Genomic DNA, 24821 nt, shown 5'->3' on the forward strand with positions numbered 1-24821 from the left:
GTGGATGGAAGAGGTGTAATGAATTATGAACGAGACATGTAAGATGAATGATGTGTTCACACGCACAGGATGGCAACTGAACTGATTTTACTTTGTTTGGTTGCTTTTGCAGCCGGCTTTATAGATGCTATTGTAGGTGGCGGAGGTTTATTGCAAACCCCTGCCATTTTGCTTATCCTGCCTCACTATCCGGTTGCTACGCTTTTAGGTACAACCAAAATTCCATCAATTGCAGGCACAACACTTGCTGCCTTTAAATACGCTAAACAAGTTAAGTTTAATTATCAGGTGCTTATTACCTGTGCCAGTACCGCATTTATTTCTGCTTTTTTGGGCGCTTTTCTGGTGAGCAGGATTGATAATTCAGTAATCAAGCCGATTATTCTGGTGGTATTGATTTTAGTAGCTGCTTACACTTATTTTAATAAACAATTTGGGATTCATCAGGAAAAGAATCACGCTGTTAAAAAACAGGTTTTAATGTCGGCTGTTTTTGGCCTGGTTATCGGCTTCTATGATGGATTGATTGGTCCAGGCACAGGTGCTTTTCTGATATTGATTTTCATCGCAGTGCTCGGCTTCGATTTTATTGGCGCCAGCGCCCATGCTAAAATCGTAAATATGGCCACCAATCTGGCCGCGATTCTGTACTTTAGTTCAACCGGCCATATCTTATTTCAATATGCCATACCCATGGCTGTTTTTAACCTCTTTGGAGCTTTTTTTGGTACGAAGCTGGCTTTGCTTAAGGCAATAAATTTGTACGCATCTTTTTTCTGATTGTTATTTTTGGAACAATCCTACGTTTTGCTTTTGATATTTTAAAATAAAGCAAAAGAAATCAACTACATCACACTATTTGTTTTTGGAACATAAATTATCTTCGGGGTAACACTCTTATTAAAATACCGTATTGGCCTGATGCCCGATTTGATTTAACTAAAAATCGGCTCAATCTTTGCTGCTTGTCAAACTTAAATTTTTACTAGCAATCCCATTTAGATTATGAACAAATTACAAGCACTATCCTTAAAACCATTAATCGCTATTTTAGTTCTCATTACACTTTTTTTCTCGGCATGCTCTGAAACACCTGAACGTTTTTTCGACATTGCGATCTTAAACACCAATATGATCAACGATTTTGCCAGCGCCGATCTGGCCAGACACATCAACGATGAAACCAAAGAATATCCTGATATTCCATCCAGTAAAAAGAAAGGCAATGAGGCCGCCATCAGCCTAAATAACAAGATATTATACCTGGAGCAATCGCTGGATAAAGTAAAAAAACTTTCGCCTTCTGGTGATGAGGAAAAGGAAATAAAAAACCTTTCGCAACAATTGTACGAGATGGTAATTCCTGTTTACAAAAACGAATACCTTGCTTATGCTAAACTCTGCGACAGTAAAGGCAGCCAAAGTGCCAAAGATGAAATCATCAACAGTATTGACCAGAAATATGGTGCGCGCTTTGAACAAAACTTTAATTCTTTGATGGAAAAAGGTAAGGTCTATGCTCAAAAGCACAATATCCAGGTAAATTGGGGTAATTAAATAAATATGCTTTTATTCAAGTTTGACACGTTCGACTGAAAGTGCTTATAACAGCCAAACATTCTCTCAACGGGAGTGATTGGCTGTTATCATGTTTCGATCGGGAAAAGTTTTAGCTGATCATTAATCATCAATAACAGAAAATTTTGTCCATTCCTAAAATGATAAGAAATTTAAAATTAATAATGATTTTGGCTATGATAAGTTGTGTTGTTCAGGCACAGCCTTTTTTCCTTAAATCAACGTCAGGCGGCAAACCCTTCCTCATGAATATCTATTACGGCACTGACGGAAAGGGTGCATATGTGAAATACCGGGGCCAGCAGGGAGTTATTCCACTCAAGCTAAAAAGCCAGACCGTGCAGGATAAAACTTCGAAACTAAAGGTTACCTACGTTTGGGATGAAGTAATTGAAGGAAAAGTGACCGGAACTTATAAACTAAGTCAGCAAGCCAATCAAATATCAGCAGCATCGTACTGGAGAAATAAAGATGGTAAGCTATTTAAACTGGAGCAGGTGAAAAATCAGGATGATTATGCTGGAAAGGTAAGTTATCTGCTGCATGGGGTACTTCTGTCTTTTTCGCAAGGAATGGATGAACAGCTTACCTTCGACTATCCGGATCAGATTACAAAAAAAGCTCATTTACCTGGTTTTGATAGCCCAGACCCTCAACGTAAAGGTTCTATAGATGACTATAATTTTGATGGATATGATGATGTGGCATTTTCCATTCCAGATGCCGGGATGGGCGTTTACCGAACCTTTACCATTTATCTGTACAATCCCATGTCAAAGCGGTTCGAATTGCTCGCGGAACCAAATGATGATAGAGCCAAATGTTCTGGATTTTGTGATGTAACATTAGATCAGAAGAATAAATTGCTTCTTACCTCCTGTAGAGGGGGTGCAAACTGGTGGAATAATGTATATAAATATACGGCCAGTAATCACTTAACCTGGATAAGTTCCAAAAAAGCAGAAAATTAGGAGCTATATTCTGTTATTAAAATTGTTATCGTGAGATTCCTGAAGTTTACCATTTAGCTATCTATAGTGATCCTCTTTTTGCAGGAACCGGCTGAAATAAATTACTTTCATTGAGCTCACTTAAGGCGCTGTTTCTTAGTTTTCTGCTGCGCTATAGGTGACAAATGCTTTACATCCAAAGCTATTTTGGAATGCATCAAGCCGGGCATAATATAAAAAAGTAGTTTTATACTATTCTGCAGTGGTAAAGTCAATCAGATAAGGTTTAAGCGGTATTCCATTTTCATTGCGGAACCCGCTTCCTATCAACAGCTGATATTGATTATTGGGTTTCAGCGCTACATCAAATGATGCAGAATATCCGTCATCCGAAAAGCCTTTAAATTCTTTTATCCTCAATAAATGTGTTTCTCCCAATGGTCCAAGCTCAAAATTCCGATACCTTTTATCCATTTTAGCAGAAAAATTAATTGTGATCCTCGATAATTTAGGGTCAGCCTTTTTGGTTCCGTTTTTAAATTCTTTAATCCCCACAACCATTGGCCTATCTTTTTCGTACGCCCGGTTTAATTTTGATACGGGTTTTTCAAAATAACCAGAGCGATCAATAAATTGAGATAAAGCTGATAGGTTATTATAGTCTAGCGTAATCATTTCGCTGATAGCCAAATTTTTATCTTTGGCATTTTGATAATATTTTCTACAAATTTCATACCCTACATAATAACCCAGATCGCGCATCTTAAATTCATTATCGGCATTACTGTACAACCAGAATCCACTATCTTCCAGAAACATTTGTCTGGCAAATACGCTTCTTATCTTTTCAAAATGCTTTGTTCCAAACTCAATAGCTGGTGTGGGCGATGGTTTCCCTGTAACCGTAACTGCTACAAATTCAGCTGCGCCTTCAATAACGCATTGCGAGAGGAGGTTATAGCCAATACTGCTTTTCTGCTGGGTATGCACATATTCGTGCACATTTAAGAATACGGTACCGCTGATCGGGTTGCTGCTAAAAAATGTTTTCAGATGCGATAGTGCATTCGGAAATTCAGAAGAAACAGTATGTGCATCAGCCAGCGCAAGTTCACTGCCTATCAGCACGTTTCCATCCAATGTGGTTCCATTGGTACGTAAGGCGCCAACGGTAAAATAAATATGAGCAGGTTTAAGCTTGTTGTAAATCTTTGCTAATTTACCTACTTCTATCTCAATGCTATCTGCAAACTCGTCAGCTCGCAGGGTATTGGCCCTTATTGAACCCCAAAAAAGTGGATAATGATGGATTGCATCCAGATATGATTTGGGGGTGTATCCTCTTGCTTTCATGATCGACTTTAGGCCATCCGTACCACGTTTAATAAACAGATCGTTAATGTAGCCTAGCTGTAAAGTGCTATCGTTGGTCTCTTTAATTTTATCGTAAGCTGTCCAAAAGTTTTTAATATCCGACGTGATGATATGCTGATTCGTATTTTGAGCATTTGCTTTTAATAAAAATAGGAACAGAAGGATTAGTATGGCAGAAGGTTTCAAGCTAGCTGTTTTAAAATGTGTAAATTGGGAATAATATAAGAAATTATAAACAGGTTTATATTGTTTTACCGAAATAGTAGATATACGGTAGAATTAACTGCGTGTTTTAATTTTTCTTTTTCCTGAAAGCGGTTCCTATCACTTTTCCATACTCCAGCATTTCTAGTTTTACCTCTTGATTAGGCAATTGGATAAATCTAATTACCCCATCTGCGCCACCTTGCCTGATGCCCCGAAATTCGTTTTCAGCGATGGGGAAAAAACGCAAGTCCCATTTAATCCTGTTGGTGTTATGAACCAGGTGGCCATCGAGGTAGGTAATCAGCTGTTCTTCTCCATCATCTTTGCTTATATAAGTACCTGCGTACTGTGCAATCTGATCATCAGGCAAAGTGATTTTTTTAGGGTATTCGATCTCAATTTTACGATTGTCTAGAATCTGGTTAATCGTCTTGAAAGGATAAGCACCCATTTTAAAATTCTGGAGCGTAATGATAGTTCGGTCTTTATTTACGGTATGGTAAATAAAAGAAGCGTAACCATCCCAGCTGCCTGTATGGCCGTAAGAAAGGTTGTTTTTTCCTCCGGAAAGTTCAAGCCCGAAACCGTAAGGGATGTTTTTTCCTTTTGAAGTTTTGGTCACCTCCGTCATCATTTCAAATTCACTGGGAGTGAAAAATGTATTTGCTTTTAATGCATTATCCCATTTATACAGATCGACGACGGTCGAGTTTACCTTTGCATTTCCTACAATGCCATCCAGATAATACACAATACTGTCTCCGTAATTTGGATTTTCGGATGTTATTTTATCAAACGATTGGCGCTTCCAAACATAACCGGTGGCATAATTCTTTATCCTTTTAGGATTTAGTCTTCTATTGTAAACAAAGGTAGATTTCATTTTTAACGGGATAAAAATGTTATCCCTTAAATAATCTGCATAAGTTTTACCAGAAATGCGTTCGATTATACTGGCCAGAAGTGCATAATTGGTATTATTATAACGGTGTACGCTGCCAGGGTGAAAACTTAAGGTATCTTTGCGACCTGCATAAAATGCGATCAGATCTTGATTGGTGGCAATTTTCTGATGATCCCAACTTTTGGCCATATCTCCTATATATTCAGGAAGGCCGCTTGTATGCCTAAGCAGATCAAATATTTTAACATGGTGCCATCGCTGCAGTTCAGGGATGTATTTATCGATCGCATCATCATATTGCAGCAAGCCCTGCCGTTGTAGCAGCACAATAGCCGCGGCTGTAAATTGCTTTGAACACGAACCCATCTCGTAGATGGTGTTCTTATTCGTTTTGTGCCTGGATAAAGTATCACGGAAACCATAACCTTTTGCCAGCAATACTTTGCCTTTTTCAGCCACCAGTACAGATCCGTTAAACTGTTTTTGATTGTACATCACAGTAAACACGCTATCTAGCTTGGCACGGAAGGCCTTTTGTGCAAAAATGTTGGTGTAGGTAAGCAATAGCAGAGCGATAATTCCAGTTTTTTTCATAAATATTAAGATATTTAAGAATTAGACACCAAATTGATAAGCGCGTTGCATATCACCGGCAATTTTTATTGTAGTATTATTAATTATTTCAATCGAATATCATCATAGGCTTTAACTTATGGCTATATAAAATCTAAAATTTATATGATCTTCGATTCGGCTTCAAATAGCCTTGATTGAGTTACATTGATGGTTAATCTGATCTTCATCTTTGTTGTATCAAACTTAAATTAAAGATTATGCAGATCAATGAAAATAAAGTTGCACTGGTATCGGGTGCCAATACTGGTGTGGGCTTTCAGATTGCCAAAGCCCTCGTAGCGAATGGATATACCGTATATGCCGGTTCCCGCGACCTACAAAAAGGAAAAGCGGCAGTTGAACAATTGGGTGAATCGGCCATCGCGATCCAACTGGATATTACTAACAACGAATCAATCAGAACAGCGGTTAAAACTATTGAAGATGAAACTGGATACATGACCCTTTTGGTCAATAATGCAGCGGTTTCTCATGCCGGTAAGCCAGGCCGCACCATGGAGGATGTGTTGGGTTCCCAGCGTGCCAGCATTGTACCGATTGAGGAGCTGAAGACAGTTTGGGAAACGAATGTTTTTGGAACACTGGCATTAACACAGGCTTGTTTGCCCTTATTGCAAAGAGCCTCAAGTGCTAGAATTGTAACCGTTTCCAGTGCGCTGGGGTCGCTCTCGATCAACGCCAATCCGGAAAACCAGTACCGTTTAAATTTCGACGCCGTGTACGGTGCTTCAAAAACAGCGCTTAACGGAATCTTCCTGTCACTCGCGATCGATCTGGAGCATACCAATATCAAGGTTCACTTGGTAAGTCCGGGCTTTACCGCTACAGCACTTAATAATTTTCAGGGAACAGACACTGTGGAAGAGGGTTCTAAGGAGCCCATTCGGGTGGCCCTGACCGAAAATCTTCCGAATGGAAGTTTTACTGGTCCAGCCGATTTCAGTGGCGAAAACAACATTATCCCCTGGTAATTTTTAACATTTAAAACCTATGATTACCAATCATAGGTTTTTTATACATTTATAACATGAAAGGCAAGGAAGATAAGTTGATCCGTTTTATATCGATATCGGAAAGTCATCAGGCCTTCGGGTTGCCTGCGCCGCAGCATCCGCTGATCAGTCTTGTCCATTTCAACCAGAACAATCCGTTCAATACGGCGATGGCGCCAATCTATGACGTGTTAAGCTTTTATAAGATTACTTTCATTACCAGGAATAGGGGTAGATTAAAATATGGCCGGAATTATTACGACTTTGATGAAGGTAGCATGCTGTTTATGGCTCCTAACCAGTTGATCGGAAGCACTGATTATAACAGCGAAACCTATTGTTACATTTTGCTCATCCATCCTGATTTCCTGCTCGGGCATCCCATCGCCCGGAAAATAAAACAGTACAGCTATTTTTCTTATGCATCTAATGAAGCACTGCATCTGTCAGTTGCTGAAAGAGAGATTATTCTATCGGTTTATCAAATCATGGAGCAGGAACTCAATAGCCGAGTAGATGAGTTCAGCCAGGAGGTCGTAATTGCCCAACTCGAGCTGTTGCTGAGCTATGTCAATAGATTTTACAAACGGCAGTTTATTACCAGGAAAACCGCCAATAATGATATTCTTCAAAGAACCGAAAGCATTCTTGATAACTATCTCAACAATCAGGAAGCACTGCGTCAGGGCCTTCCAACAGTACATTACCTCTCTGAGCAGCTTAATATCTCTTCTGGTTATTTAAGTGATATGTTACGCACTTTGATCGGCCAGAACGCCCAGCAATATATCCGCAGCAAACTTATCGAAAAAGCAAAGGAAAGACTAACCGGCACTGACCTGACGGTGGCAGAGATCGCTTATGAATTGGGGTTCGAACATCCGCAGTCTTTCAGCAAGATGTTCAGGGTTCGGACGGGTCTTTCGCCTATGGAATTTCGGATTGCTTATGATTGATAATGCGCTTAATAGAAAGCTATAGTTCACTGGCGATCAGATCACGTCAAAGCTATCGTTAAAGGCCGTGCACAGCGTAAACTTATTCATAAAAAAGAGGGCTGTATTAAGGCTGTCCTTTTGTAACTTGCTGTCATGATTAGCAATCAATTTTCAAATGCAACTGACTTTTTAAGTTTTGTTTCTTCTCTTTCACCTTTTGAAAACGAAGTAAACGTTATTTTGCGATCCAAACTTTATCAAAAAAGATATCGTAAAGGAGAACTGATCCTGGAAAGTGGAACGGTATGTAAACGGCTCTATTTTGTAGATAGTGGTCTGGTTAAAACTTTCTTTTATACCGATACACGGGAATTCATTATGCGTTTTTTTGCTGAAGGTAACATGTTTACTGTTCTCGACAGTTTTGTGCTTCAACAGCCATCTACATACGCTGTTCTGGCGCTTGAAGATACCACAATCACCTGTCTCCATTATGATGATCTAAACATGCTTTGCCAGCGGTATCACGCTATGGAAACCTTTTACCGGAAACTGCTTTCGTTAGCCGCAGTAAATATGATGGACAGGATTGGCAGCAACCTGGAAGAAAAAGCCCAGATTGCCTACCATAAATTCTTAAGAGATTTTGGGCCGCTTATGCAACGCATCAGTCTGGCAGATTTGGCTTCCTATCTTGGTATTACACAGGTATCTTTAAGTAGGATTAGGGCCATGAAGTAGTTTTTATCATTTGATAAATGTCGGGTTATGCAGGGTTTGTACTTTCGGGTTAAAATAAATCTGTTATGAAAAACCCATTATCATCATCCCAAAAAGTAAGCTTGGTAGCGGCCTGTACTTTTACAGTTGTAGCACCCATTATGGGATACCTTTCTATTGGGCTTCCGCCTGTTATTATAGTAGGTGGCTCTGCATTGGTTGGTTTGTTCTGCTGGTATTTTACCTATTTAAAAAAGCCTGTAGAACCTCATATTATCCTTCCGCTTTTTATCCTTACCGTTGCTGGTCTGCAGATTCATATCGTTGAAGAATACCTGATGGGTTTTGCACCGGCAATGAGCAGGCTGTTTGGTATTCCATGGAGTGAAAAAAATTTTTTGATGGTGTTTGCCCTGATCGGTCCGGTTATTTATACCCTTACTTCGCTTGGGTTGTATTATAAAGTGCCGATAGCTGGATTTGTGGCCTGGTTTATCTTTATTGGCCCGGGTGTGGCAGAGTTTACCCATTTTATTTTTCCGTTAATCGCTCCCGAGCTACTTCCGCATGATCCACATTCGCTAACAGCCTCAATTAAAGGGACCAGAATACCACAGATGCCCAATTTTTATGTTAAAACCACTGGGCAATATTATTTTCCGGGCATGTGGACTGCGGTTCTTCCCATGATTCCGGGATGCCTGGCTATTTATCGTTTACTAATCAGGAGAAGCAAATGAGTTCAAATCAGCAGATTAATTAGATTAACTTTAGAAGTAGGTGGAACTGGTTAGGGTAATTAGCCATATTTACGGCTTCTTTTCAAATTTAACCTTCATCTTCCCAGATAACATGAGCAATTTTCCATCATCTTTCATAAAATGAAAAAACTTAGGTCCGCGGCCTTCAGAGTAAACATCGTTTAGCATTCCTTGTTTACGGTACTTTGAATAACGCTGTGCAATATTTCCGATAATCCCGGTTTCTTCAACAAGCAGTAGTTAGACAATCGAAAATTTAAGCATATTATTCAACTTTACTGAACTATTTTACGCCAGGCCGTGTTATTATTTAAACTAAAATCATTGTTATGATAGACCCAAAAGAAAAGGAAGCGGAATCGCAAAGCGAAAATGTGGAGCAGCAGGATAATACCGACCAGGATTCAAACTGGAATGAACACCAACGCATAGATGAGGAAGGGAATGAACTAGAACCTGATGATATTAAATAAGGCCTTATGAAAAAAATATTAATGGTATTAACATCTCATAGCGCGATGGACAATACCGATGGAAAAACAGGTGTTTGGTTAGGTGAATTTACAGATCCATACTATGAATTTATAGATGCAGGTTATCAGATAACTTTAGCCAGCCCGAAAGGGGGGAGGCCACCTGTTGATCCTATGAGTGAATTAACAGAACATGTAACTGGATCTAACCGTAAGTATAATGATGATGAGGTGGCAAAAACGGCTTTTTCACAAACCCAGGTTTTAAATCAGATCAGGTCTGATGACTACGATGCGGTGTTTTATCCCGGGGGACATGGTCCAATTTGGGATCTTGCCCAAGACAATAACAGTGGGATCTTGATCTTAGATTTTCTGGATGCCGGAAAACCGGTTGCTGCGGTATGTCACGGACCAGCCGCATTAATTAGTGCGGAAAGGCAACGCCCGGGGTTTTTAAACGGGAAAATCATCTCCGCTTTCAGCAATACTGAAGAGACTTTGGTGGGGCGGAGTGGTAACGTACCCTATCTGCTTCAAACCAAACTGGAAGAATTTGGCGCTGATGTAAAAACGGCACTTGTACCATTTTTATCGCACGTTGAAAAGGATGGCTTGCTCATTACCGGTCAAAATCCACTATCGGCTGGCCCGACGGCAAAGGCGCTTATCAATTTTTTAGATGAGACAGCAGAGGCCAGACGATCACCTGAAATAGCCTAAAATTAAGTTTTGCATCAAAATGTGGCCCTATCCGTTAATAAGGATGGGGCCATATTTTAATGATTTTGCTTAAGTTACTTACACCGCGATCTTGTAATGGTGGTGTGACAATCCTAATTTTAAAAGGAATAAAAAGAAAGCATTAATTCCTCAGTAATGGCGTCAACAGCATCCTTTTGGGATTTTTCTATCTATCGTTTTAAATCTTTTCATCACCTCCGAAAAGCTGTATTAACTTTTGGATCGACTCATTGTTCGGTGAAGCAAAATCCTTAATCCCCTCTACGGTTTCTTCGCTGATAGGGTAAGTTCTTGCAAACATCATCTCTTCATAAGCGGCTAGCGCAGCCTCGATATTTTGATAAGCCCCACTGGTCAGGCAGTTGCTTAGGTCAAGCGCATCCATCATGGCCAGGTTTACTCCTTCGCCATTTGGCGGCATCAGATGAGCAGCATCGCCTAAAATGATGATGTTGGATCTGGTTTGCCAGCGTAGTTTTAACGGATGGTAGTTAAGCGGCCGGTAGGTAAAATGTGAACAGGCTTTAAAAAGTTTGTGAAATGCGGGGTGCCAGCCATTATAGAAGTGAATAAGATATGCATACACCTCCTCGGGATTATTGAAATTTATACCGCTGGTCTTTTCCCAATTTTCAGGATACATAGAGGCTGCATAAAAGGTTAGGCCACCGTCACCCCGGGGCTGTACAGTAAGCATTTTTTCCTGTCCCATTGCCATAAGGCTTCCACCGTTAAATATTTCGTATATCTCCGGGCAAGCTGTTTTGGGATCATCGATCTCTCCCTGAATGATGGCTGCACCAGTGTAAACTGACTTGATATCTGTTAAGTATTCCCGGATGCGGGAGCGATAGCCTTCGCAGCCAATAACCAGATCTGAGCTGGCAGAAGTGCCATTTTTAAATTGCATTTCCCATTGGCCATTACTGAAAGTCAGGTTAATGAGCTGACTATCCCAGACTACCGTACCTGGCAGTAACGAATCAATCAGGATATCCCTGAGCGCACCCCGGTCGATTTCGGGACGGAAATGCTCGTCGCCGAAGGTATATCTGCCACTTGGAATAAAATCATCCAATAAGATATTTGCACGCTCATCTACTACCCTAAAGCTATCTGCCCCCTGCATATACCTGATCTTAAAAGCATCCATTAGTCCCGCTGCTTCAAGTACTTTCAGTCCCGAATGGTAATGCAGATCCACAATAGCGCCTTGTACACGTGCTTTTTGATTGATATCCCTTTCGTATACTTTTACATCTGCACCTCCGAGCTGTAATAACCGCGCCAGGGCAAGTCCTCCGGGGCCGCCTCCAACAATTGCGATTTGGCGTCCATATATTAAATTTATCTTTTTAGAAGTTTCCATATGCTATTTTATTTGCACAAAGGAACGGCATCTAATGTTTAAAAAGAATGTCTATACCGTGTAAGTATAGGATTATTCGCGGTTTTTACGTCTAAAGTGCAAGGGTTTTGATCCGGTGACTTTTACAAACAGCCGTATGAAATAAGAATAATCATCATAACCGAGTTCATTTGCAATTTCCTTTACAGATTTGTCTGAATGGTAAAGAAGCCTTTTGGCTTCTAAAATAATACGTTGGTGTATATTGTTGGAAATTGATTGCCCGGTAGCAATCTTTACACATTCGTTAAGATAAGAAACCGACAGGTTCAGGAAATCTGCATATAATGCCGGACGCTTCACGGTTTTGTACCTAAGCTCCAGTTCCTTTCCGAATGCTCTGGCTACAATATTAAACCTATTGTGATTTTCAGGGAGATGAGATTGGGCCTGATAAAGTGAGGTGATGAATGCTGCTAAAGTATTAATGCTCTCTTTTAATGTGTTGTGATATAAGTTAGCTTCCAATTCTGTGAGAAGGGTATAAGATACAGCAACCATCTGTGATAAAATGGAGAGGGTTTCATTGCTCAGTACCAGAGCGCTTACCGGAACAAGGTTGTTCAGCATTTTTAAGTACTCTGGATGAAGGTGTTCCTCCTCAATAATCCAGGTACTGAGTTCGGCTTTTTCAAATGCGATAATCCGGTGAACCTGGTTTGGATGAAGGTATATGATTGCAGGTGCCTGAATACTATAGGTTTGAAAGTCTATCTCAATATGTGTAATTCCTGTTTCCTGTAAAATGAAAGTATAACCATGATCACGATGTGACCGCCGGACCTGTTCATTATCAGGGTATCCGTCAAAGTACTTTCTTAACATCATGATGCCCCGGCTAGTACCTTTAGGTAAAATGTTAACCGGGATATCTTGTACCTTTTTTGCCATAGCTAGAATTTAACAAAGATATCAGAAAACTCGGATCAACAACAATGCAGATATTGCTGAATCCAGGGAGAAAGGTATATTATTTTAGGTGTATGGATGCAACCAATCCGGTTCGTTTATCATCTCATTAAATATGGACAGAACAATATTTTTTGTAAAAAGGCTATCTTTCACATTAGTAGCCCTGTTTATCTTGATAAATGCAAACGCCCAGTATATTTTTACCGGGGTGGTTAAAGATTCCAATCAGCAACCAGTTCCGCATTGCTCAATAGGTATTAAAAATAGTAAAGTGGGTACGGTGGCCGGCCAAGATGGAGTGTTTAAACTGGTTATTCCCGACAGTTTAGCCGAAAGTTTTGTAATCTTCAGCGCCATTGGTTTCAGCGACCGACAAATTAGTCCTCAGGAATTTAAAACTGGAATGGTAATCACCCTTAACGAAAAGGTATTTGATATGGCTGAAGTGGTTATAAAAGGCACCAAAATGAAGGAGCAAACGGTGGGGCAGCGATCCAGACCTATGATCACTTTTTCCAGAATGTTCGATAAAAATGTTCCAAGTATAGAACAAGGAAATATATTTGAAATATACCATCGTACTCTACTTAAAGCCTACCACTTTTATATTATACCTAGCTCAAAATACGCTTCTATTACTTTAAAGCTTAATGTATACACGGTAAAGAATAATATACCAGACAGCAATCTTTTAAGGAAACTCATTACCTACCGAACTACTTCTATAGGCTGGCAAAAGATAGATCTTGCACCTTATCATTTAAATTTTGATGGCCTGGACCGAATTGCTGTTACCCTACAACTTGTCGATTATGTAGCGGATAGTAGTGAAAATTTTATTTTTGGCGTGTCAGCGAAAAAAACTTTGGCTAAAGACCTGCTTTTTCGATATCAAAACCAGGGAAATTGGGAAGCCAGTTCAGGAACATTCATTGCTAATCTTGATATCAAGTACAACAAAGATGGAAATAAAACGATAGTACAGAAAGATTTATTAGTTGAAAATAGTCCTGATGTTAAGCTGCTGGCAAACTATTATCAATATAAACAGGCAGGTGCTAGAAGTGGATATGGCAGGAATAAAAAGGGGAGTTATGTTGATGTTGATGAGGCTAGAATTTACACCGAACAGTATGGAAAGGGAGAGCCTTTGATACTTTTGCATGGAAATAATGGTAGTATAGCTGATTTTTACCGTCAGATAACTTTTTTTGAGCAACATTTCAGGGTAATTGCTATGGATACAAGAAGCCAGGGAGGAAGTACAGATTTATCTATTGAGCCTTATACTTATGATAAATTTGCTAATGATCTTTATCAGGTGCTTACAGCATTGAATTTGAAAAAAGTGAATATCATGGGCTGGAGTGACGGAGGTAATACCGCATTGAGTTTTAATCTGGCACATCCGGATATGGTTAACAAAATCGTAACAATAGGAGCCAACCTTGATCCATCGGGTGTTTCCGATAGTCTGATGGCGTCTTTCAAAAATCAATTGCTGGCAAAAAGCCCGGCTCAAAATCCCAGATTAATTAAACTGATGTTGGAGCAGCCGAATATTTCTCCTGTGCAATTGCGTCAAATCAGGAATCCTGTGTTGGTTGTTGCCGGAAGCAATGATGTGATTAAAGCTGAACATACTAAGCTCATTGCAGCCAGTATTGGTAAATCTCAGTTGGAAATCATACCGCATGCGACACATTATGTGCCATTTGAACGACCAGATTACTTAAATAAACTTATTCTTAATTTTCTGATTCCTTTATCAGAACAGAACAAATAACGTCATCGATTTGCCATAATTTCTGGCAGGTATATTTGTTTCTGTAGTGTGTTAAATTTACAGATAGGCGAAGTGTTGTGAATTACTAAAACCTTTTAAAATCTTACACAATAGGTATTGTTTTTAACCATAACAGAAAACGGTAGAACTTTGGGGTGAATGAAGCTTGTTTTATAGACAAAATCAGGAGGAATAAAGTCGGAAAAATGAATTTTTCCAAAAACATAATTTATTGGATAGGTGTTAGGTGTACAATTTATGAAAAAACACCATACAAACCTACGTCCCACGCCCTGGCAACGGCTTGTAGAAATGCTTCATGTAGAGCGCTCTACAATTAATTACATCTTTTTATATGCCGGGTTTATCGGGATAATCGGCTTATCTCTTCCACTAGGTACTTCGGCGGTTTTTAATCTGCTCGCCAATGGCTCTATGTACAGTTCAACCTATATTTTAATAGCTGCTATTTTAATCGGAATCGTGGTTGGCGGGATACTACTAATGGGACAACTTACCTTGGTAGAGTATTTAGAACAGAAGATTTTTATCAAAGCAGCAATTGGATTTGCCTACCGTTTGCCCAGGATCAAAAAAAAGGAATTTGAGGACGAGGATCCCAGGGAACTGGTGAATAGGTTTTTTGATGTGCTTACCATCCAAAAAGGTCTTACTAAACTGTTGATAGATATTGTAGCATCAGGAGTACTGATATTTTTTAGTGCGATATTGCTCTCATTTTATCACCCGATATTTATTGGTTTTGGAATCTTCACCATTGCCTGTATTGTTGTAATTATTGCCATTTATTACCGTAGGGGAGTAGAAACCAGTATTGAGGAATCGGAGTATAAATACGAGGTTGCAGCTTACCTGGAAAATGTTGCTGACAATTTGGATGCTTACCGTGGCGAAAAGCATGAAATGGATAAAATAGTAAAGATGACAGATGAAATTACCTCCAAATATGTGGAAGCCAGAAACGATCACTTTAGCATTTTGAAAAGAATGTTCGCTAGTGCAGTAGTTTTAAGAACTACCCTAATGGGGGCACTTTTGCTCCTGGGCTCATATTTTGTCGTTCAAAGAGAGATGACATTTGGGCAATTTGTTGCAGCAGAGGTAATTATTGTACAGATTTCTTATGCCGTTGAAAAGTTGATGACCAGTTTAAATACAGTTTTTGATATGGTAACAGGCAGTGAGAAACTCGCCGTGGTAACCGATATGGAACTAGAGGAAGGAGGGCAACAGCATGATTAGTCAGACAAAAAAACTGGTGGTGAGCAAGGTGAATGAATATGCCGTGTTATCTAAAGGGCAACTGATTTCTGTTAACGGGACCGAGGTTGCTTGGAAGGATAATGATTGGTGTAGCTGTGCTTTTTGTGATCATGTTGTTACTTCCCTGGAGACAAACCATATCAGGTCGTGGAACTGTTACAGCCCTGCGCCCTGAAGACAGGCCGCAGACCATACAAAACCAAATTGGCGGACGTATTGAGTATTGGGCGGTAAAAGAAGGACAACAGGTGAAGAAAGGCGATACCATTCTGGTACTTTCTGAAACCAGTCATTCATACTTCAATCCCGAACTGCCTGAACGTTTGGATGAGCAGCTCAATGCTAAAAGGGGGAGCGAACAGGCTGCCGAACAGAAAATTTCAGCAAACGATGCCAAAATTAATGCCCTGAACAATGGCTTAAAAGTACAGCTTGATGCCGCCCGCAACTACGTTAAGCAGGCAAAAAATACGGTAACTATTGATAGTGCTGAACTGGTGGCCGTAAAAAATATTTACCAAACCAGTAAAGTGAGGCTTGAACGCTATGAAGTAGGCTATAAAAACGGCCTTTTTTCCTTGACTGATATCGAATCAAGAAGATTGAAGCTTGCCGAAGACAAAGCCAAAGAAGTTGCCCAGGAGAACAAACTCAATAGTGCAAAGCAATCACTAGCCAATGCCGTTATCGAACTTGACAACATTAGGGTGAAGTACGCACAGTCTTTAGCCTCAGCCCAGTCCGACCTTAGCTCAGCGATTTCCAGTAAAGCGTCTGTAAGAGAAGAGATCGCAAAATTGCGCAATGAAATGAGAAATATCGATATCAGAAGGGGGCTTTATGTAGTGCGTGCGCCACAGGATGGTTATATTGTAAAAACATATAAAGCAGGTATCGGCGAGAATATTAAAGAGGGAGAGTCTGTGGCAACACTTCAGCCATTATCTCCACAAGTTGCTGCTGAAATTTACGTGGATGCGATGGATGTTCCATTGATTTTAGACAGTAGTAATGTCCGGCTTCAGTTTGAAGGCTGGCCATCGGTTCAGTTTTCTGGTTGGCCATCGGTTGCGGTAGGTACTTTTGGAGGTAAGGTAGCTGTTATTGACAGGGTAAGTACAAGTGGCAAATACCGGATTTTGGTTCGGCAGCTTGATCGGGTACCTAAAAGCGATGAACCATGGCCGATTCAATTACGTCAGGGTTCTGGGGTGTACGGTAGGGTTATTTTACGCTCGGTTCCGGTATGGTATGAAATCTGGCGACAGCTCAATGGTTTTCCACCAAGTTTAGACAAGGCCCCAGCAGCTGAAAATATCAATAACAAATAAATGAAAACTTACTACGCAACGCGTGCTTCAGGGCCAGGATGGCTGGTGGCATCATTTAAGCGCAATGTTTTTATAATGTTCCTGTCTGTTATGGTTTTCACTGTATCTGCCCAGCAAAAAGCAGATGCTGGCGCCCAGGTATTTTCAATCCGCGATTTGCAGGAAATTGTACTTACAGGACATCCGGTTGTTAAACAAGCTGCCCTGCTACCTAAGGCCTCACAAGCCAAAGTACTGCAATCGCTGGGAAATTTCGATCCAGAAGTGGTAGCCTCCTTTGGCAGGAAAATTTTTGGTGGCACGGAATATTATAATCATTGGAACAGTCAGCTAAAAGTTCCGCTTTGGTTGGCAGGCGCCGATTTAAATGTTGGTTATGACCGTAATGTAGGTACTTATAATAATCCGGAAACCAGAACCAATAATACCGGGCTAACGGGTATAGGTCTAAGCATTCCGCTGGGGCAGGGGCTGTTGATAGACTCACGCAGAAGTACGCTGCGTCAGGCAAAGATTATGGTAGACTATGCGGAAGCAGATAAAATTTCGCAGATTAATGCGGTATGGCTTTATGCACTCAAAGACTATTGGAGCTGGTATTACGCTTTCGAACAGCAACGTTTTACTGCTGAAGGCGTTGATCTGGCTGAAAAAAGGTTCCGTGCTTTAAAAGAGCAGGTACTGATTGGCGATAAGCCACCGATAGATTCTGTAGAGGCATCCATTACGCTTCAAGACCGCAGGGTTCAGCTGCAGGAATCTAATGTTAAATTAAACAATGCAAGGCTGCTACTTTCCAATAATTTATGGTCGACCGATGGTGTGCCGCAGGAACTTCCTTCGCTTGCTGTACCCGAAAATGTAGCAGATACTAGGGGCGTAGTGAACAGTCTTCAGCTCGATTCATTGGTAAGCCATGCCACACAGGATCACCCGACGCTATTAAAAATCAGGAGCAAGCAGGCCCAACTCGGCGTTGAGGAAAAGTATAGACGGGAAATGTTAAAGCCAAAACTAAGTGTAAAGGGCGCCTTTTTAGCCGGTCGTAGAGATTTTTCGTATGTAGCAGATAGCTACGATTTTCGGTTAGCCAATTATAAGGTAGGTATCGATTTTTCAATCCCTTTGTTTTTGAGAGAGGAACGTGGTAAGCTCCGTGAGGTAAAAATAAAACAGGCCGATATGGAATACGGTCTGCAGCAAACCGGTAGGGAAATCCAAACTGCTGTTTTGTCTGCATTTAACCAATACAAAGGTTATCAGGGGCAGCTTGAACTGCAAACCAGAAATGTAGCCAGCCAACGTACACTGGTTAGCGGTGAGCAACAAAAATTTGAGCTTGGCGAAAGCAATCTTTTTTTGATCAACGCGAGGGAAACTAAACTCATTGAAATGCAGGTTAAGCGGGCTGAGCTGCTCGCTAACTTGCAAAAGGCGATTGCCGAGATTTATTATCAGGCAGGAAAACGTTTAGAACGCTAATAGCTATAATATCATCTTAATCTTTTGGTTCCCAAAGTTGAATTTTGTTGCCTTCCGGATCTAAAATATGGACAAATTTTCCGTAATCAAATGTTTCGATCTGATCAATAATGGTCACATTTTCTTTTTTGAGTACTTCAACCAGCTTTTCCAGGTTTTCAACCCTGTAATTGATCATGAAATCCTTCGCTGAAGGTTCGAAGTATTTGGTGTCTTCAGGGAAAGGGTTCCATTGCGTAAGGCCTTTTTTTGTACTGTCTGTTAGATCGCGCCATTCGAAACTGGTTCCATACGGCGTGGTATCGAATCCCAGATGTGTTTTATACCACTGGTTAATTGCTTTAGGGTTTTTGCATTTAAAAAATATGCCCCCTATACCGGTTACTCTTTTCATTTTTTGCTTATTGCTGCTAATCATCGTACTGGCAGTAAAGCCTGAAAGAAAGGATGCTGCTAGTGTGAGGAGGATTAATCCTGTTTTCTTTACTTTAATTGTCATTTTGCTTTATAATTTATGACTGCTTTAACGGGTATGCCAATCACCAGATCGAAATGGTTCCAGTTGCATACATTTTCCTTATCTAAAAATATCTCTAATCCGGGTTGCGCTTCGCATTCATAATCACTATTGATCAGCCAGTTGTCGAAAAGGAAATTGATGCCTGCTCCAACCAGTTTGATATCACCGCGCACGCTGGTAAAGGCATATTTACATGCCGGCAGAACTGTCGCTTGGACCGGGCTGTCCGGGTTTAACTTAAAATCTCCAGGCAGGGTTATACAGGCCTCGTAAGTATACTTCTTTTTTGGGGTTACCTCTGGATCATCTTTAGACATACCAAAAATAGTCTCCGTTTCATAAATACCCACTTCCTTTGACCAATTGATCAGTTTTGAAAACGCTGAAATTACCACGCCCTGCTTAAACGCATCAGTTACCCGGATGTATGCAATCTTCCTTTCCTTCATTTGTTTTATCTGTACAGGAAAAAGCTGTTCCAGTTCTTCCTGTTTCAGGTCACAATGATATTCATTTACCGGCTGTAATTCTTTGCAGATCTTGCTATTTTTTATTTTGCCGCCTTTACGGTAAAGGCCCGGTGAGTTGGCAAAGTATTGTTTAAATTGGCGTGATAATGCTGCTGCGGAGGAGAAACCGCATGCTGCTGCGATTTCGGCGATGGGTTTTTTAGAAAATTTAAGAAGTCGTGCAGCTTTTTCGATCCGCATCCTACTGGTAAAGGCATGAACGGTCTCGCCCATTACGGCGGTAAATATGCGGTGGAAATGGAATGCCGAAAAGTATGCAACAGACGCCAGCTCTTCCAGAGGAATAGATCTGTCCAGGTTTTGGTTAAGGTAGTCGATTACCCGATTAATCCTTCGCTGGTAAATATCGGTCGATCTATTCATGCAATTCATATTTAAGGATATACTTGATAGATTTGATTTCCATCAGGCCACATCGTCTGCCATTAGTTTATCCATTATTTTTTTCAGAAATTTTACTTTGTTCTTTTTTACTTCTTCGATAAATGGGGAAGATTCATCAGTATCGGATAGGTGACTGCTACCCCAAAGGGCTATTTCGATCACAGCTGGTATTAAATCAACACCTTTTTTACTCAGTTTATAAAGCCCTTTTACTTTGTTATCAGGATAAGGTAACTTGATGATTATTCCTTGTTCTTCCAGTACCTGTAGCCTGTTGGCCAATATATTCGTCGCAATTTTTTCTTTCGCTTTTGTAAAATCACCATAAGTACGGGTTTTATGAAGCATAAGGTCGCGCACGATCAATAGCGACCACTTGTCTCCGAAAATATCCAGCGACGAACTGATGGGGCAATCAGAACGCTTTTCATTTGTTTTCATATTTTTAATAATATTGCTTGCATTTTGAAAGTAAATATTTATTTTTGCACGTGCAATTTGAAAGTTTAAACGTTATTTTTGACTTGCAATTTGAAAGCAAATTTAATTATTTTAAAATTAATAAAAGAAAAGATGAAAGACTATTCAACAACACAACGGGATGAAAAAATATTGGTAACCGGGGTTACTGGTTCGATGGGAAAAGCTACGGTTGAGCAATTATTAAAAAAAGGAATTCCGGCAAGCCAGGTTATCGGGCTTTCCCGCAAAAAAGAACAAATAGCAGATCTGGCTAATCAAGGCGTAGAAGTCCGTTTTGGTGATTATTTTGATTATAATTCGCTATTAAGCGCGTTTGAAGGTGTTGATAAAGTGATGCTCACCAGCACGGTGGCTTTCACAGACCGTTTTACCCAACATTTTAATGCAATTACTGCTGCACGCCAGTCGGGTGTTAAGCATGTGGTGTATATGGCTGTAATGCGTAAGGAAGGTTCTGGGCGTATCCTGCCTGAGGTTACGGAGTCAGATCTGTTTACCGAACAGGTACTTAAATCATCAGGCCTTGACTATACGATTGTATATCACCCGCCGTTTACAGATGCTTTACCGCTTTACTTTGATCCTAATCCCTACGAAAACGGAATAAAAGTACCTGCCAGTGAAGGAAAAATAGCACCTGCTACCAGAGATGAACTGGCTGAGGCCCATGCCGTAATACTATCTACATCAGGACACGAAAAGAAAACCTATTCATTAGGCGGCAGCGAGGCTGTTTCATTTTCCAACATTGCAAAAATCCTTTCCGAAATAAAAGGTCAGCCTGTTCCTTTTACTACTATTACAACAGCGGCATATATAGATGGGATAGTGGCAAAAGGAGTTCCGTTCCATGTGGCCGAATTTTTAACAAGCTGGATAACCGCAATGGAGGCAGGTGAATTCGAATATCAATCAGGCGATTTGGAGCGCTTGTTAGGTAGGAAAACAAAAACATTGAAGGCGTACTTCGAATCAACTATGGATTATTACACGCTGGGGTTACAATAAATGCACGGTCATTAAGTTAAGCCATTGGCAAATGGTAAACTAATTAACCACAGATAAACAGGATGCACACAGATATAAAATTCGTGTTTAACTATGTGCATCTGTGGTTAAACCTTAACATCATGACATCCAGATAATTGACGGTTTTGCCAATCAATTTATTCCCCTTTACGGTTATCCGTAAAGAAAACCTTACCCTTGATGTGATATTTGCCATTCAAAATCTGTTAGATAAATAATATTAATTGATAACTTAAAAATGTTTTCTTCATAATCTTTTATATTTTTAGATTAAATACAGAAACTAAATTATATGGCAATTAATCTCCAAAAAGGGCAAAGAGAAAATTTAAAGGCTCCGAAATTTACCATTGGATTGGGCTGGGACACTAATAACTTCGGAGGTAACGATTTTGATCTTGATGCATCGGTATTTATGCTGGGCGAAAACAAAAAGCTCATCAGCGATGATCATTTTATATTCTACAACAACCTTACATCGCCTGACGGTGCTTTGGTGCATACCGGTGATAACCTGACTGGTGAAGGTGATGGGGATGATGAGGCCATAAACGTGGATTTGTCCATTGTTGATCCTTTAGTGAGTGAACTATGTATAGTGGTCACAATCCATGAGGCTGAACTCCGCAGACAGAATTTTGGCCAGGTCCGTAATTCATTTGTGCGGATTGTAGACAAGGATGGTATAGAAGTATTAAAGTACGAACTGGAAGAGGATTTCTCAATCGAAACCGCAGTTGAATTTGGACGGATTTACCGTCGTAACGGCGAGTGGAGGTTTGAGGCCGTTGGCGTGGGGATGAAAGGCGGTCTTCAGGATTATATCAATAGGTACCAATAACTGATGGAAACGGTACCAGGCGGGTAAGCAGGATCCACTAGGTTAATGCAAAACTTTGGCTAATTCCGCCTTTTAGGGTTAAAAAAAATAAATGATTGATTTAAAGTTAATTAGCTGAATAATGAAAACAATTTGGCTAAAAACAAATTATATGAGCATGAACAAAAAAACTTTACCTAATTTTTTGAGAGGCCTGTTAATGCTTTTACCCTTATTGATCCTGTTTGAGGCCTGTAATAAGCCTAAATCTAAAACGGGTGCTGAACTAACCAAAATTACCGGCAATAAACTATATAAAGACCTTGATGCTGATGTATTAAGCGATAAGTTTAAAGCTGCGTTGAGCAAAAGAGGTAAATCGATGTCCAATCCAAAATTTACGCAGGAAATTTATAAGCAGGCAGATTACCAGCCGGTTTTAATTTCTAAATTCCTTCCTAATAGCGGCCTGATGAAGGCTGCAAAAAAGATTAGTGCGGCAAAAGAACATGGCCTTTCTGCCGAAAACTTCCAGGCAGCAAAATTCAATGCTGCAGTGGATAAAATCTATTCAAAAACGGAGGTAAATACACTTGATAAAGCTTACGATGCTGTTATTGATCTCGAACTGGTAGCCAGCGGCGCTATTACCGATTATGCTGCGGCGATGCAATACGGAATGGTGAGTCCCAGAAAAATATTTGCACAGTTTTATACCAAGGTACTCAGACCCGATTCCATTTCATTTAAAAAGCCTTATCAAACCAGCAATATAACCACCTTTTTAGATAGTATTCAGCCCAGCGCTGAAGCGTATAAAATGTTACAAACTGCCCTGAGTCAAAACATTACAGCTCCCGGGCATACTGCTGAAGAAACCAGACGCATCATTGAAGTAAACATGGAACGCCTGAGATGGCATACTGCTGAGCAGGAAGATAAATATGTATGGGTAAATATTCCAGCTTTTGAACTTCAGGTAATCGAAAAACAAAAACCGGTTTTAAGCATGAAGGTGTGCGTAGGAGAAGGACGTAACAAAGGGCAGGCAACCTCATTGACGGAGTATGATGAAAACGACCTGAAAAAAGACCGTGCATTTAACCGCGAAACCCCTCAATTGAAAAGTATGATCCACAGTGTACAGGTTAATCCGGTTTGGAATATCCCTGAAAGTATAGCTAGCAATGAAATTGCCAAATATGCTGCACAAGACCGTTATTATTTAAGCAACAAGAACATTGATGTATATTATAAAGGAAAAAAGGTCGAAGATACAGAGACCATTGACTGGTCGGCACCTGATGCAGGAAAAACCTACACTTTTAAACAGCAGCCCGGGGCAGACAATTCGCTAGGCAAAATCAAGTTTCTGTTTAATAACCAAAGCAGCGTTTACTTACACGATACACCGGCCAAAGCGGCCTTTAACCTCGCGGTAAGGGCAGTAAGCCATGGCTGCGTAAGGGTAGAAAATCCGTTGGAACTTGCCAGAGTGCTTTTTGGCCCTGGTGATAAATTTAATAAAATAAAAGAGGGTATGCAAAGCAAAGATCCAAAAGCCGAAGATATCGCGCTTCCAAAAAAGGTGGCCGTATACCTGAGTTATTTCACCTGTTGGAAAGATTCAACAAGTGGTAAGCTAATGTTTGCCAATGATATTTACGGTCAGGATGCGGTGCTTTATACCCATTTAAATAAAGCTTAATCCATGTGGATCTGGCCCTGATCAGCACTGTTGTTCAGGGCTGGCAACACCGCCAATGCGGCATGTTCCTCATCCAGGTAACGGGATGCATATTTCTCGGCACTTTTATTGATAAAAAGTACACTCCCTTCTCCCATTGCGCTGATTAATTGATTGGATAATTCAGGACTTACCGCAGGACAGCCTTGACTTCGACCCAAACGGCCTAAAGCCTCAATAGTACCCTTGCTTACATAAGGTGCACCGTGAATAACGATAGAACGCATTCTGGCATTATCGTTATAGCCGGCATCCATACCATCTAAACGAAGCGACCTGCCATGTGCGCCCACGTATTCTTCTCCGGTAACATAAAAGCCGATACTACTGCTGTAAGAGTCGTTTTTGTTGGAGAAAGTGACCGTTTCATCATCACCGCTGCGCTGGCCATGAGCCACCCAGGTATTTAAAATAATTTTCTTTTTAGCCAGGTCTAACACATAAAGCCTTTTTTTGGAACTTTTCTGATCAAAGTCTGCAATGCTCAACAGTGCGTGTTGCGATAGTCTGCCAGCTTCTTTTAAGTTATAAAATCCTGTTAATGCTTTTTCAAATACCGGATAAGTCAGGCCAGAATCTTTTAAATGAACCTGATTATAAAGTGACCTTGCGTAAGTAGCATAACTCGGTTTTATCGCAGTTGAAATACCTGTAACAGTTCTCGGATGTGCGATTTTTTTATCGCTCATGGCCATTAGGAAAAAACTGAAGGATAAAATGATAACGAAGATGCCCAAGATGTATTTTCTCATAGATAACTAGTTGAAATGTTTAAGTAGGGCTTTCTGCAATAGGCTATTTGGATTTGATTGTGTAACAAATATACGA

24 protein-coding genes are annotated in these 24821 nt (G+C 40.3%); 16 read left to right on the plus strand and 8 right to left on the minus strand.

Going from position 1 to position 24821, the window contains the following annotated elements; genetic code table 11:
- Positions 1 to 69: 69 nt before the first annotated feature.
- The 3 genes from BLR60_RS00460 to BLR60_RS00470 all read left to right on the plus strand — a co-directional run bounded on the left by BLR60_RS00460 (position 70) and on the right by BLR60_RS00470 (position 2549).
- Positions 70 to 780: a sulfite exporter TauE/SafE family protein gene (locus BLR60_RS00460; protein ID WP_208600541.1), complete on the plus strand. Its 711-nt coding sequence runs from the start codon at positions 70 to 72 to the stop codon at positions 778 to 780.
- 225 nt (positions 781 to 1005) lie between these two features.
- The gene (locus BLR60_RS00465) at positions 1006 to 1557 is read left to right on the plus strand and encodes a hypothetical protein (protein WP_090496105.1); all 552 of its coding nucleotides are present in this window, start codon (positions 1006 to 1008) and stop codon (positions 1555 to 1557) included.
- Positions 1558 to 1823: 266 nt separating this feature from the next.
- Entirely contained in the window at positions 1824 to 2549 is a 726-nt protein-coding gene (locus BLR60_RS00470; RefSeq protein WP_143009001.1) for an XAC2610-related protein, read from the plus strand.
- A gap of 231 nt (positions 2550 to 2780) precedes the next feature.
- Here BLR60_RS00470 and BLR60_RS00475 read toward each other — a convergent pair whose 3' ends face one another.
- Together BLR60_RS00475 and BLR60_RS00480 are read right to left on the minus strand one after the other, a co-directional pair.
- Positions 2781 to 4088, minus strand: a complete 1308-nt coding sequence (locus tag BLR60_RS00475) for a DUF2268 domain-containing putative Zn-dependent protease (protein ID WP_090496107.1) — start codon at positions 4086 to 4088, stop codon at positions 2781 to 2783.
- A 106-nt stretch (positions 4089 to 4194) separates the two neighbouring features.
- Positions 4195 to 5607 carry a serine hydrolase domain-containing protein gene (locus BLR60_RS00480; protein ID WP_090496108.1) on the minus strand — a complete coding sequence of 471 codons (1413 nt, stop codon included), beginning with the start codon at positions 5605 to 5607 and terminating at the stop codon, positions 4195 to 4197.
- A gap of 239 nt (positions 5608 to 5846) precedes the next feature.
- Here BLR60_RS00480 and BLR60_RS00485 point away from each other — a divergent pair, with 239 nt between their 5' ends.
- From BLR60_RS00485 to BLR60_RS00505, 6 genes are all read left to right on the plus strand, one after another.
- The gene (locus BLR60_RS00485; protein ID WP_208600542.1) at positions 5847 to 6620 is read left to right on the plus strand and encodes an SDR family NAD(P)-dependent oxidoreductase; all 774 of its coding nucleotides are present in this window, start codon (positions 5847 to 5849) and stop codon (positions 6618 to 6620) included.
- A 56-nt stretch (positions 6621 to 6676) separates the two neighbouring features.
- Entirely contained in the window at positions 6677 to 7597 is a 921-nt protein-coding gene (locus BLR60_RS00490) for a helix-turn-helix domain-containing protein (protein WP_090496109.1), read from the plus strand.
- Positions 7598 to 7732: 135 nt separating this feature from the next.
- A complete protein-coding gene (locus BLR60_RS00495; protein ID WP_090496110.1) occupies positions 7733 to 8320 on the plus strand; it encodes a Crp/Fnr family transcriptional regulator in 588 nt (195 codons plus the stop codon).
- 65 nt (positions 8321 to 8385) lie between these two features.
- A complete protein-coding gene (locus tag BLR60_RS00500) occupies positions 8386 to 9039 on the plus strand; it encodes a hypothetical protein (RefSeq protein ID WP_090496111.1) in 654 nt (217 codons plus the stop codon).
- Between the two features lie 350 nt (positions 9040 to 9389).
- A complete protein-coding gene (locus tag BLR60_RS24745; protein WP_167354649.1) occupies positions 9390 to 9533 on the plus strand; it encodes a hypothetical protein in 144 nt (47 codons plus the stop codon).
- Between the two features lie 6 nt (positions 9534 to 9539).
- Entirely contained in the window at positions 9540 to 10256 is a 717-nt protein-coding gene (locus tag BLR60_RS00505) for a type 1 glutamine amidotransferase domain-containing protein (protein ID WP_208600543.1), read from the plus strand.
- A gap of 199 nt (positions 10257 to 10455) precedes the next feature.
- On the opposite strand, the gene BLR60_RS00510 is transcribed toward BLR60_RS00505, so the two are convergent.
- Entirely contained in the window at positions 10456 to 11646 is a 1191-nt protein-coding gene (locus BLR60_RS00510; protein WP_090496112.1) for an FAD-dependent oxidoreductase, read from the minus strand.
- A gap of 72 nt (positions 11647 to 11718) precedes the next feature.
- Positions 11719 to 12576: a helix-turn-helix domain-containing protein gene (locus BLR60_RS00515; protein ID WP_090496113.1), complete on the minus strand. Its 858-nt coding sequence runs from the start codon at positions 12574 to 12576 to the stop codon at positions 11719 to 11721.
- Between the two features lie 133 nt (positions 12577 to 12709).
- Here BLR60_RS00515 and BLR60_RS00520 point away from each other — a divergent pair, with 133 nt between their 5' ends.
- The 4 genes from BLR60_RS00520 to BLR60_RS00535 all read left to right on the plus strand — a co-directional run bounded on the left by BLR60_RS00520 (position 12710) and on the right by BLR60_RS00535 (position 18480).
- Positions 12710 to 14383 (plus strand): alpha/beta fold hydrolase, encoded by a 1674-nt coding sequence (locus BLR60_RS00520; protein WP_090496114.1) that lies wholly within the window; start codon positions 12710 to 12712, stop codon positions 14381 to 14383.
- Positions 14384 to 14641: 258 nt separating this feature from the next.
- Positions 14642 to 15646, plus strand: a complete 1005-nt coding sequence (locus BLR60_RS00525) for an ABC transporter transmembrane domain-containing protein (protein ID WP_090496115.1) — start codon at positions 14642 to 14644, stop codon at positions 15644 to 15646.
- An 86-nt stretch (positions 15647 to 15732) separates the two neighbouring features.
- The gene (locus BLR60_RS00530) at positions 15733 to 16998 is read left to right on the plus strand and encodes an HlyD family secretion protein (RefSeq protein WP_244155549.1); all 1266 of its coding nucleotides are present in this window, start codon (positions 15733 to 15735) and stop codon (positions 16996 to 16998) included.
- Positions 16999 to 18480 (plus strand): TolC family protein, encoded by a 1482-nt coding sequence (locus BLR60_RS00535; RefSeq protein ID WP_244155550.1) that lies wholly within the window; start codon positions 16999 to 17001, stop codon positions 18478 to 18480.
- Between the two features lie 16 nt (positions 18481 to 18496).
- Here the strand turns inward: BLR60_RS00535 and BLR60_RS00540 are convergent, their stop codons facing one another.
- Genes BLR60_RS00540 through BLR60_RS00550 form a run of 3 tightly spaced genes read right to left on the minus strand, consistent with a single transcriptional unit; the run spans position 18497 to position 20355 of the window.
- Positions 18497 to 18979, minus strand: coding sequence for a VOC family protein (locus BLR60_RS00540; protein ID WP_208600544.1), 483 nt, complete (start codon positions 18977 to 18979; stop codon positions 18497 to 18499).
- Positions 18976 to 19893, minus strand: a complete 918-nt coding sequence (locus BLR60_RS00545; RefSeq protein ID WP_167354650.1) for an AraC family transcriptional regulator — start codon at positions 19891 to 19893, stop codon at positions 18976 to 18978. The genes BLR60_RS00540 and BLR60_RS00545 overlap by 4 nt, the downstream gene beginning before the upstream one ends.
- Positions 19894 to 19935: 42 nt before the next feature.
- Positions 19936 to 20355, minus strand: a complete 420-nt coding sequence (locus BLR60_RS00550; protein ID WP_090496118.1) for a winged helix-turn-helix transcriptional regulator — start codon at positions 20353 to 20355, stop codon at positions 19936 to 19938.
- A 132-nt stretch (positions 20356 to 20487) separates the two neighbouring features.
- Here BLR60_RS00550 and BLR60_RS00555 point away from each other — a divergent pair, with 132 nt between their 5' ends.
- The 3 genes from BLR60_RS00555 to BLR60_RS00565 all read left to right on the plus strand — a co-directional run bounded on the left by BLR60_RS00555 (position 20488) and on the right by BLR60_RS00565 (position 23954).
- On the plus strand, positions 20488 to 21405 hold the full coding sequence (locus BLR60_RS00555) for an SDR family oxidoreductase (protein WP_090496649.1): 918 nt from the start codon (positions 20488 to 20490) through the stop codon (positions 21403 to 21405).
- 313 nt (positions 21406 to 21718) lie between these two features.
- A complete protein-coding gene (locus tag BLR60_RS00560; protein WP_090496119.1) occupies positions 21719 to 22267 on the plus strand; it encodes a TerD family protein in 549 nt (182 codons plus the stop codon).
- A 151-nt stretch (positions 22268 to 22418) separates the two neighbouring features.
- A complete protein-coding gene (locus BLR60_RS00565) occupies positions 22419 to 23954 on the plus strand; it encodes a L,D-transpeptidase family protein (RefSeq protein WP_090496651.1) in 1536 nt (511 codons plus the stop codon).
- Here the strand turns inward: BLR60_RS00565 and BLR60_RS00570 are convergent.
- Complete coding sequence (locus BLR60_RS00570) at positions 23951 to 24745, minus strand: murein L,D-transpeptidase catalytic domain family protein (protein WP_090496120.1); 795 nt, start codon at positions 24743 to 24745, stop codon at positions 23951 to 23953. The genes BLR60_RS00565 and BLR60_RS00570 overlap by 4 nt on opposite strands.
- Positions 24746 to 24821: the final 76 nt, after the last annotated feature.

The sequence above is a fragment of the Pedobacter terrae genome, from assembly GCF_900100705.1.
Lineage (GTDB): Bacteria > Bacteroidota > Bacteroidia > Sphingobacteriales > Sphingobacteriaceae > Pedobacter > Pedobacter terrae.

What these genes read in the sequence shown, in the direction of transcription:
- BLR60_RS00460 (WP_208600541.1), top strand. Translation starts at nt 70, where the DNA reads ATGGCAACTGAACTGATTTTACTTTGTTTGGTTGCTTTTGCAGCCGGC.
- BLR60_RS00465 (WP_090496105.1), top strand. Translation starts at nt 1,006, where the DNA reads ATGAACAAATTACAAGCACTATCCTTAAAACCATTAATCGCTATTTTA.
- BLR60_RS00470 (WP_143009001.1), top strand. Translation starts at nt 1,824, where the DNA reads ATGAATATCTATTACGGCACTGACGGAAAGGGTGCATATGTGAAATAC.
- BLR60_RS00480 (WP_090496108.1), bottom strand. Translation starts at nt 5,607, where the DNA reads ATGAAAAAAACTGGAATTATCGCTCTGCTATTGCTTACCTACACCAAC.
- BLR60_RS00485 (WP_208600542.1), top strand. Translation starts at nt 5,847, where the DNA reads ATGCAGATCAATGAAAATAAAGTTGCACTGGTATCGGGTGCCAATACT.
- BLR60_RS00490 (WP_090496109.1), top strand. Translation starts at nt 6,677, where the DNA reads ATGAAAGGCAAGGAAGATAAGTTGATCCGTTTTATATCGATATCGGAA.
- BLR60_RS00495 (WP_090496110.1), top strand. Translation starts at nt 7,733, where the DNA reads ATGATTAGCAATCAATTTTCAAATGCAACTGACTTTTTAAGTTTTGTT.
- BLR60_RS00500 (WP_090496111.1), top strand. Translation starts at nt 8,386, where the DNA reads ATGAAAAACCCATTATCATCATCCCAAAAAGTAAGCTTGGTAGCGGCC.
- BLR60_RS24745 (WP_167354649.1), top strand. Translation starts at nt 9,390, where the DNA reads ATGATAGACCCAAAAGAAAAGGAAGCGGAATCGCAAAGCGAAAATGTG.
- BLR60_RS00505 (WP_208600543.1), top strand. Translation starts at nt 9,540, where the DNA reads ATGAAAAAAATATTAATGGTATTAACATCTCATAGCGCGATGGACAAT.
- BLR60_RS00510 (WP_090496112.1), bottom strand. Translation starts at nt 11,646, where the DNA reads ATGGAAACTTCTAAAAAGATAAATTTAATATATGGACGCCAAATCGCA.
- BLR60_RS00515 (WP_090496113.1), bottom strand. Translation starts at nt 12,576, where the DNA reads ATGGCAAAAAAGGTACAAGATATCCCGGTTAACATTTTACCTAAAGGT.
- BLR60_RS00520 (WP_090496114.1), top strand. Translation starts at nt 12,710, where the DNA reads ATGGACAGAACAATATTTTTTGTAAAAAGGCTATCTTTCACATTAGTA.
- BLR60_RS00525 (WP_090496115.1), top strand. Translation starts at nt 14,642, where the DNA reads ATGAAAAAACACCATACAAACCTACGTCCCACGCCCTGGCAACGGCTT.
- BLR60_RS00535 (WP_244155550.1), top strand. Translation starts at nt 16,999, where the DNA reads ATGAAAACTTACTACGCAACGCGTGCTTCAGGGCCAGGATGGCTGGTG.
- BLR60_RS00540 (WP_208600544.1), bottom strand. Translation starts at nt 18,979, where the DNA reads ATGACAATTAAAGTAAAGAAAACAGGATTAATCCTCCTCACACTAGCA.
- BLR60_RS00545 (WP_167354650.1), bottom strand. Translation starts at nt 19,893, where the DNA reads ATGAATAGATCGACCGATATTTACCAGCGAAGGATTAATCGGGTAATC.
- BLR60_RS00550 (WP_090496118.1), bottom strand. Translation starts at nt 20,355, where the DNA reads ATGAAAACAAATGAAAAGCGTTCTGATTGCCCCATCAGTTCGTCGCTG.
- BLR60_RS00555 (WP_090496649.1), top strand. Translation starts at nt 20,488, where the DNA reads ATGAAAGACTATTCAACAACACAACGGGATGAAAAAATATTGGTAACC.
- BLR60_RS00560 (WP_090496119.1), top strand. Translation starts at nt 21,719, where the DNA reads ATGGCAATTAATCTCCAAAAAGGGCAAAGAGAAAATTTAAAGGCTCCG.
- BLR60_RS00565 (WP_090496651.1), top strand. Translation starts at nt 22,419, where the DNA reads ATGAGCATGAACAAAAAAACTTTACCTAATTTTTTGAGAGGCCTGTTA.
- BLR60_RS00570 (WP_090496120.1), bottom strand. Translation starts at nt 24,745, where the DNA reads ATGAGAAAATACATCTTGGGCATCTTCGTTATCATTTTATCCTTCAGT.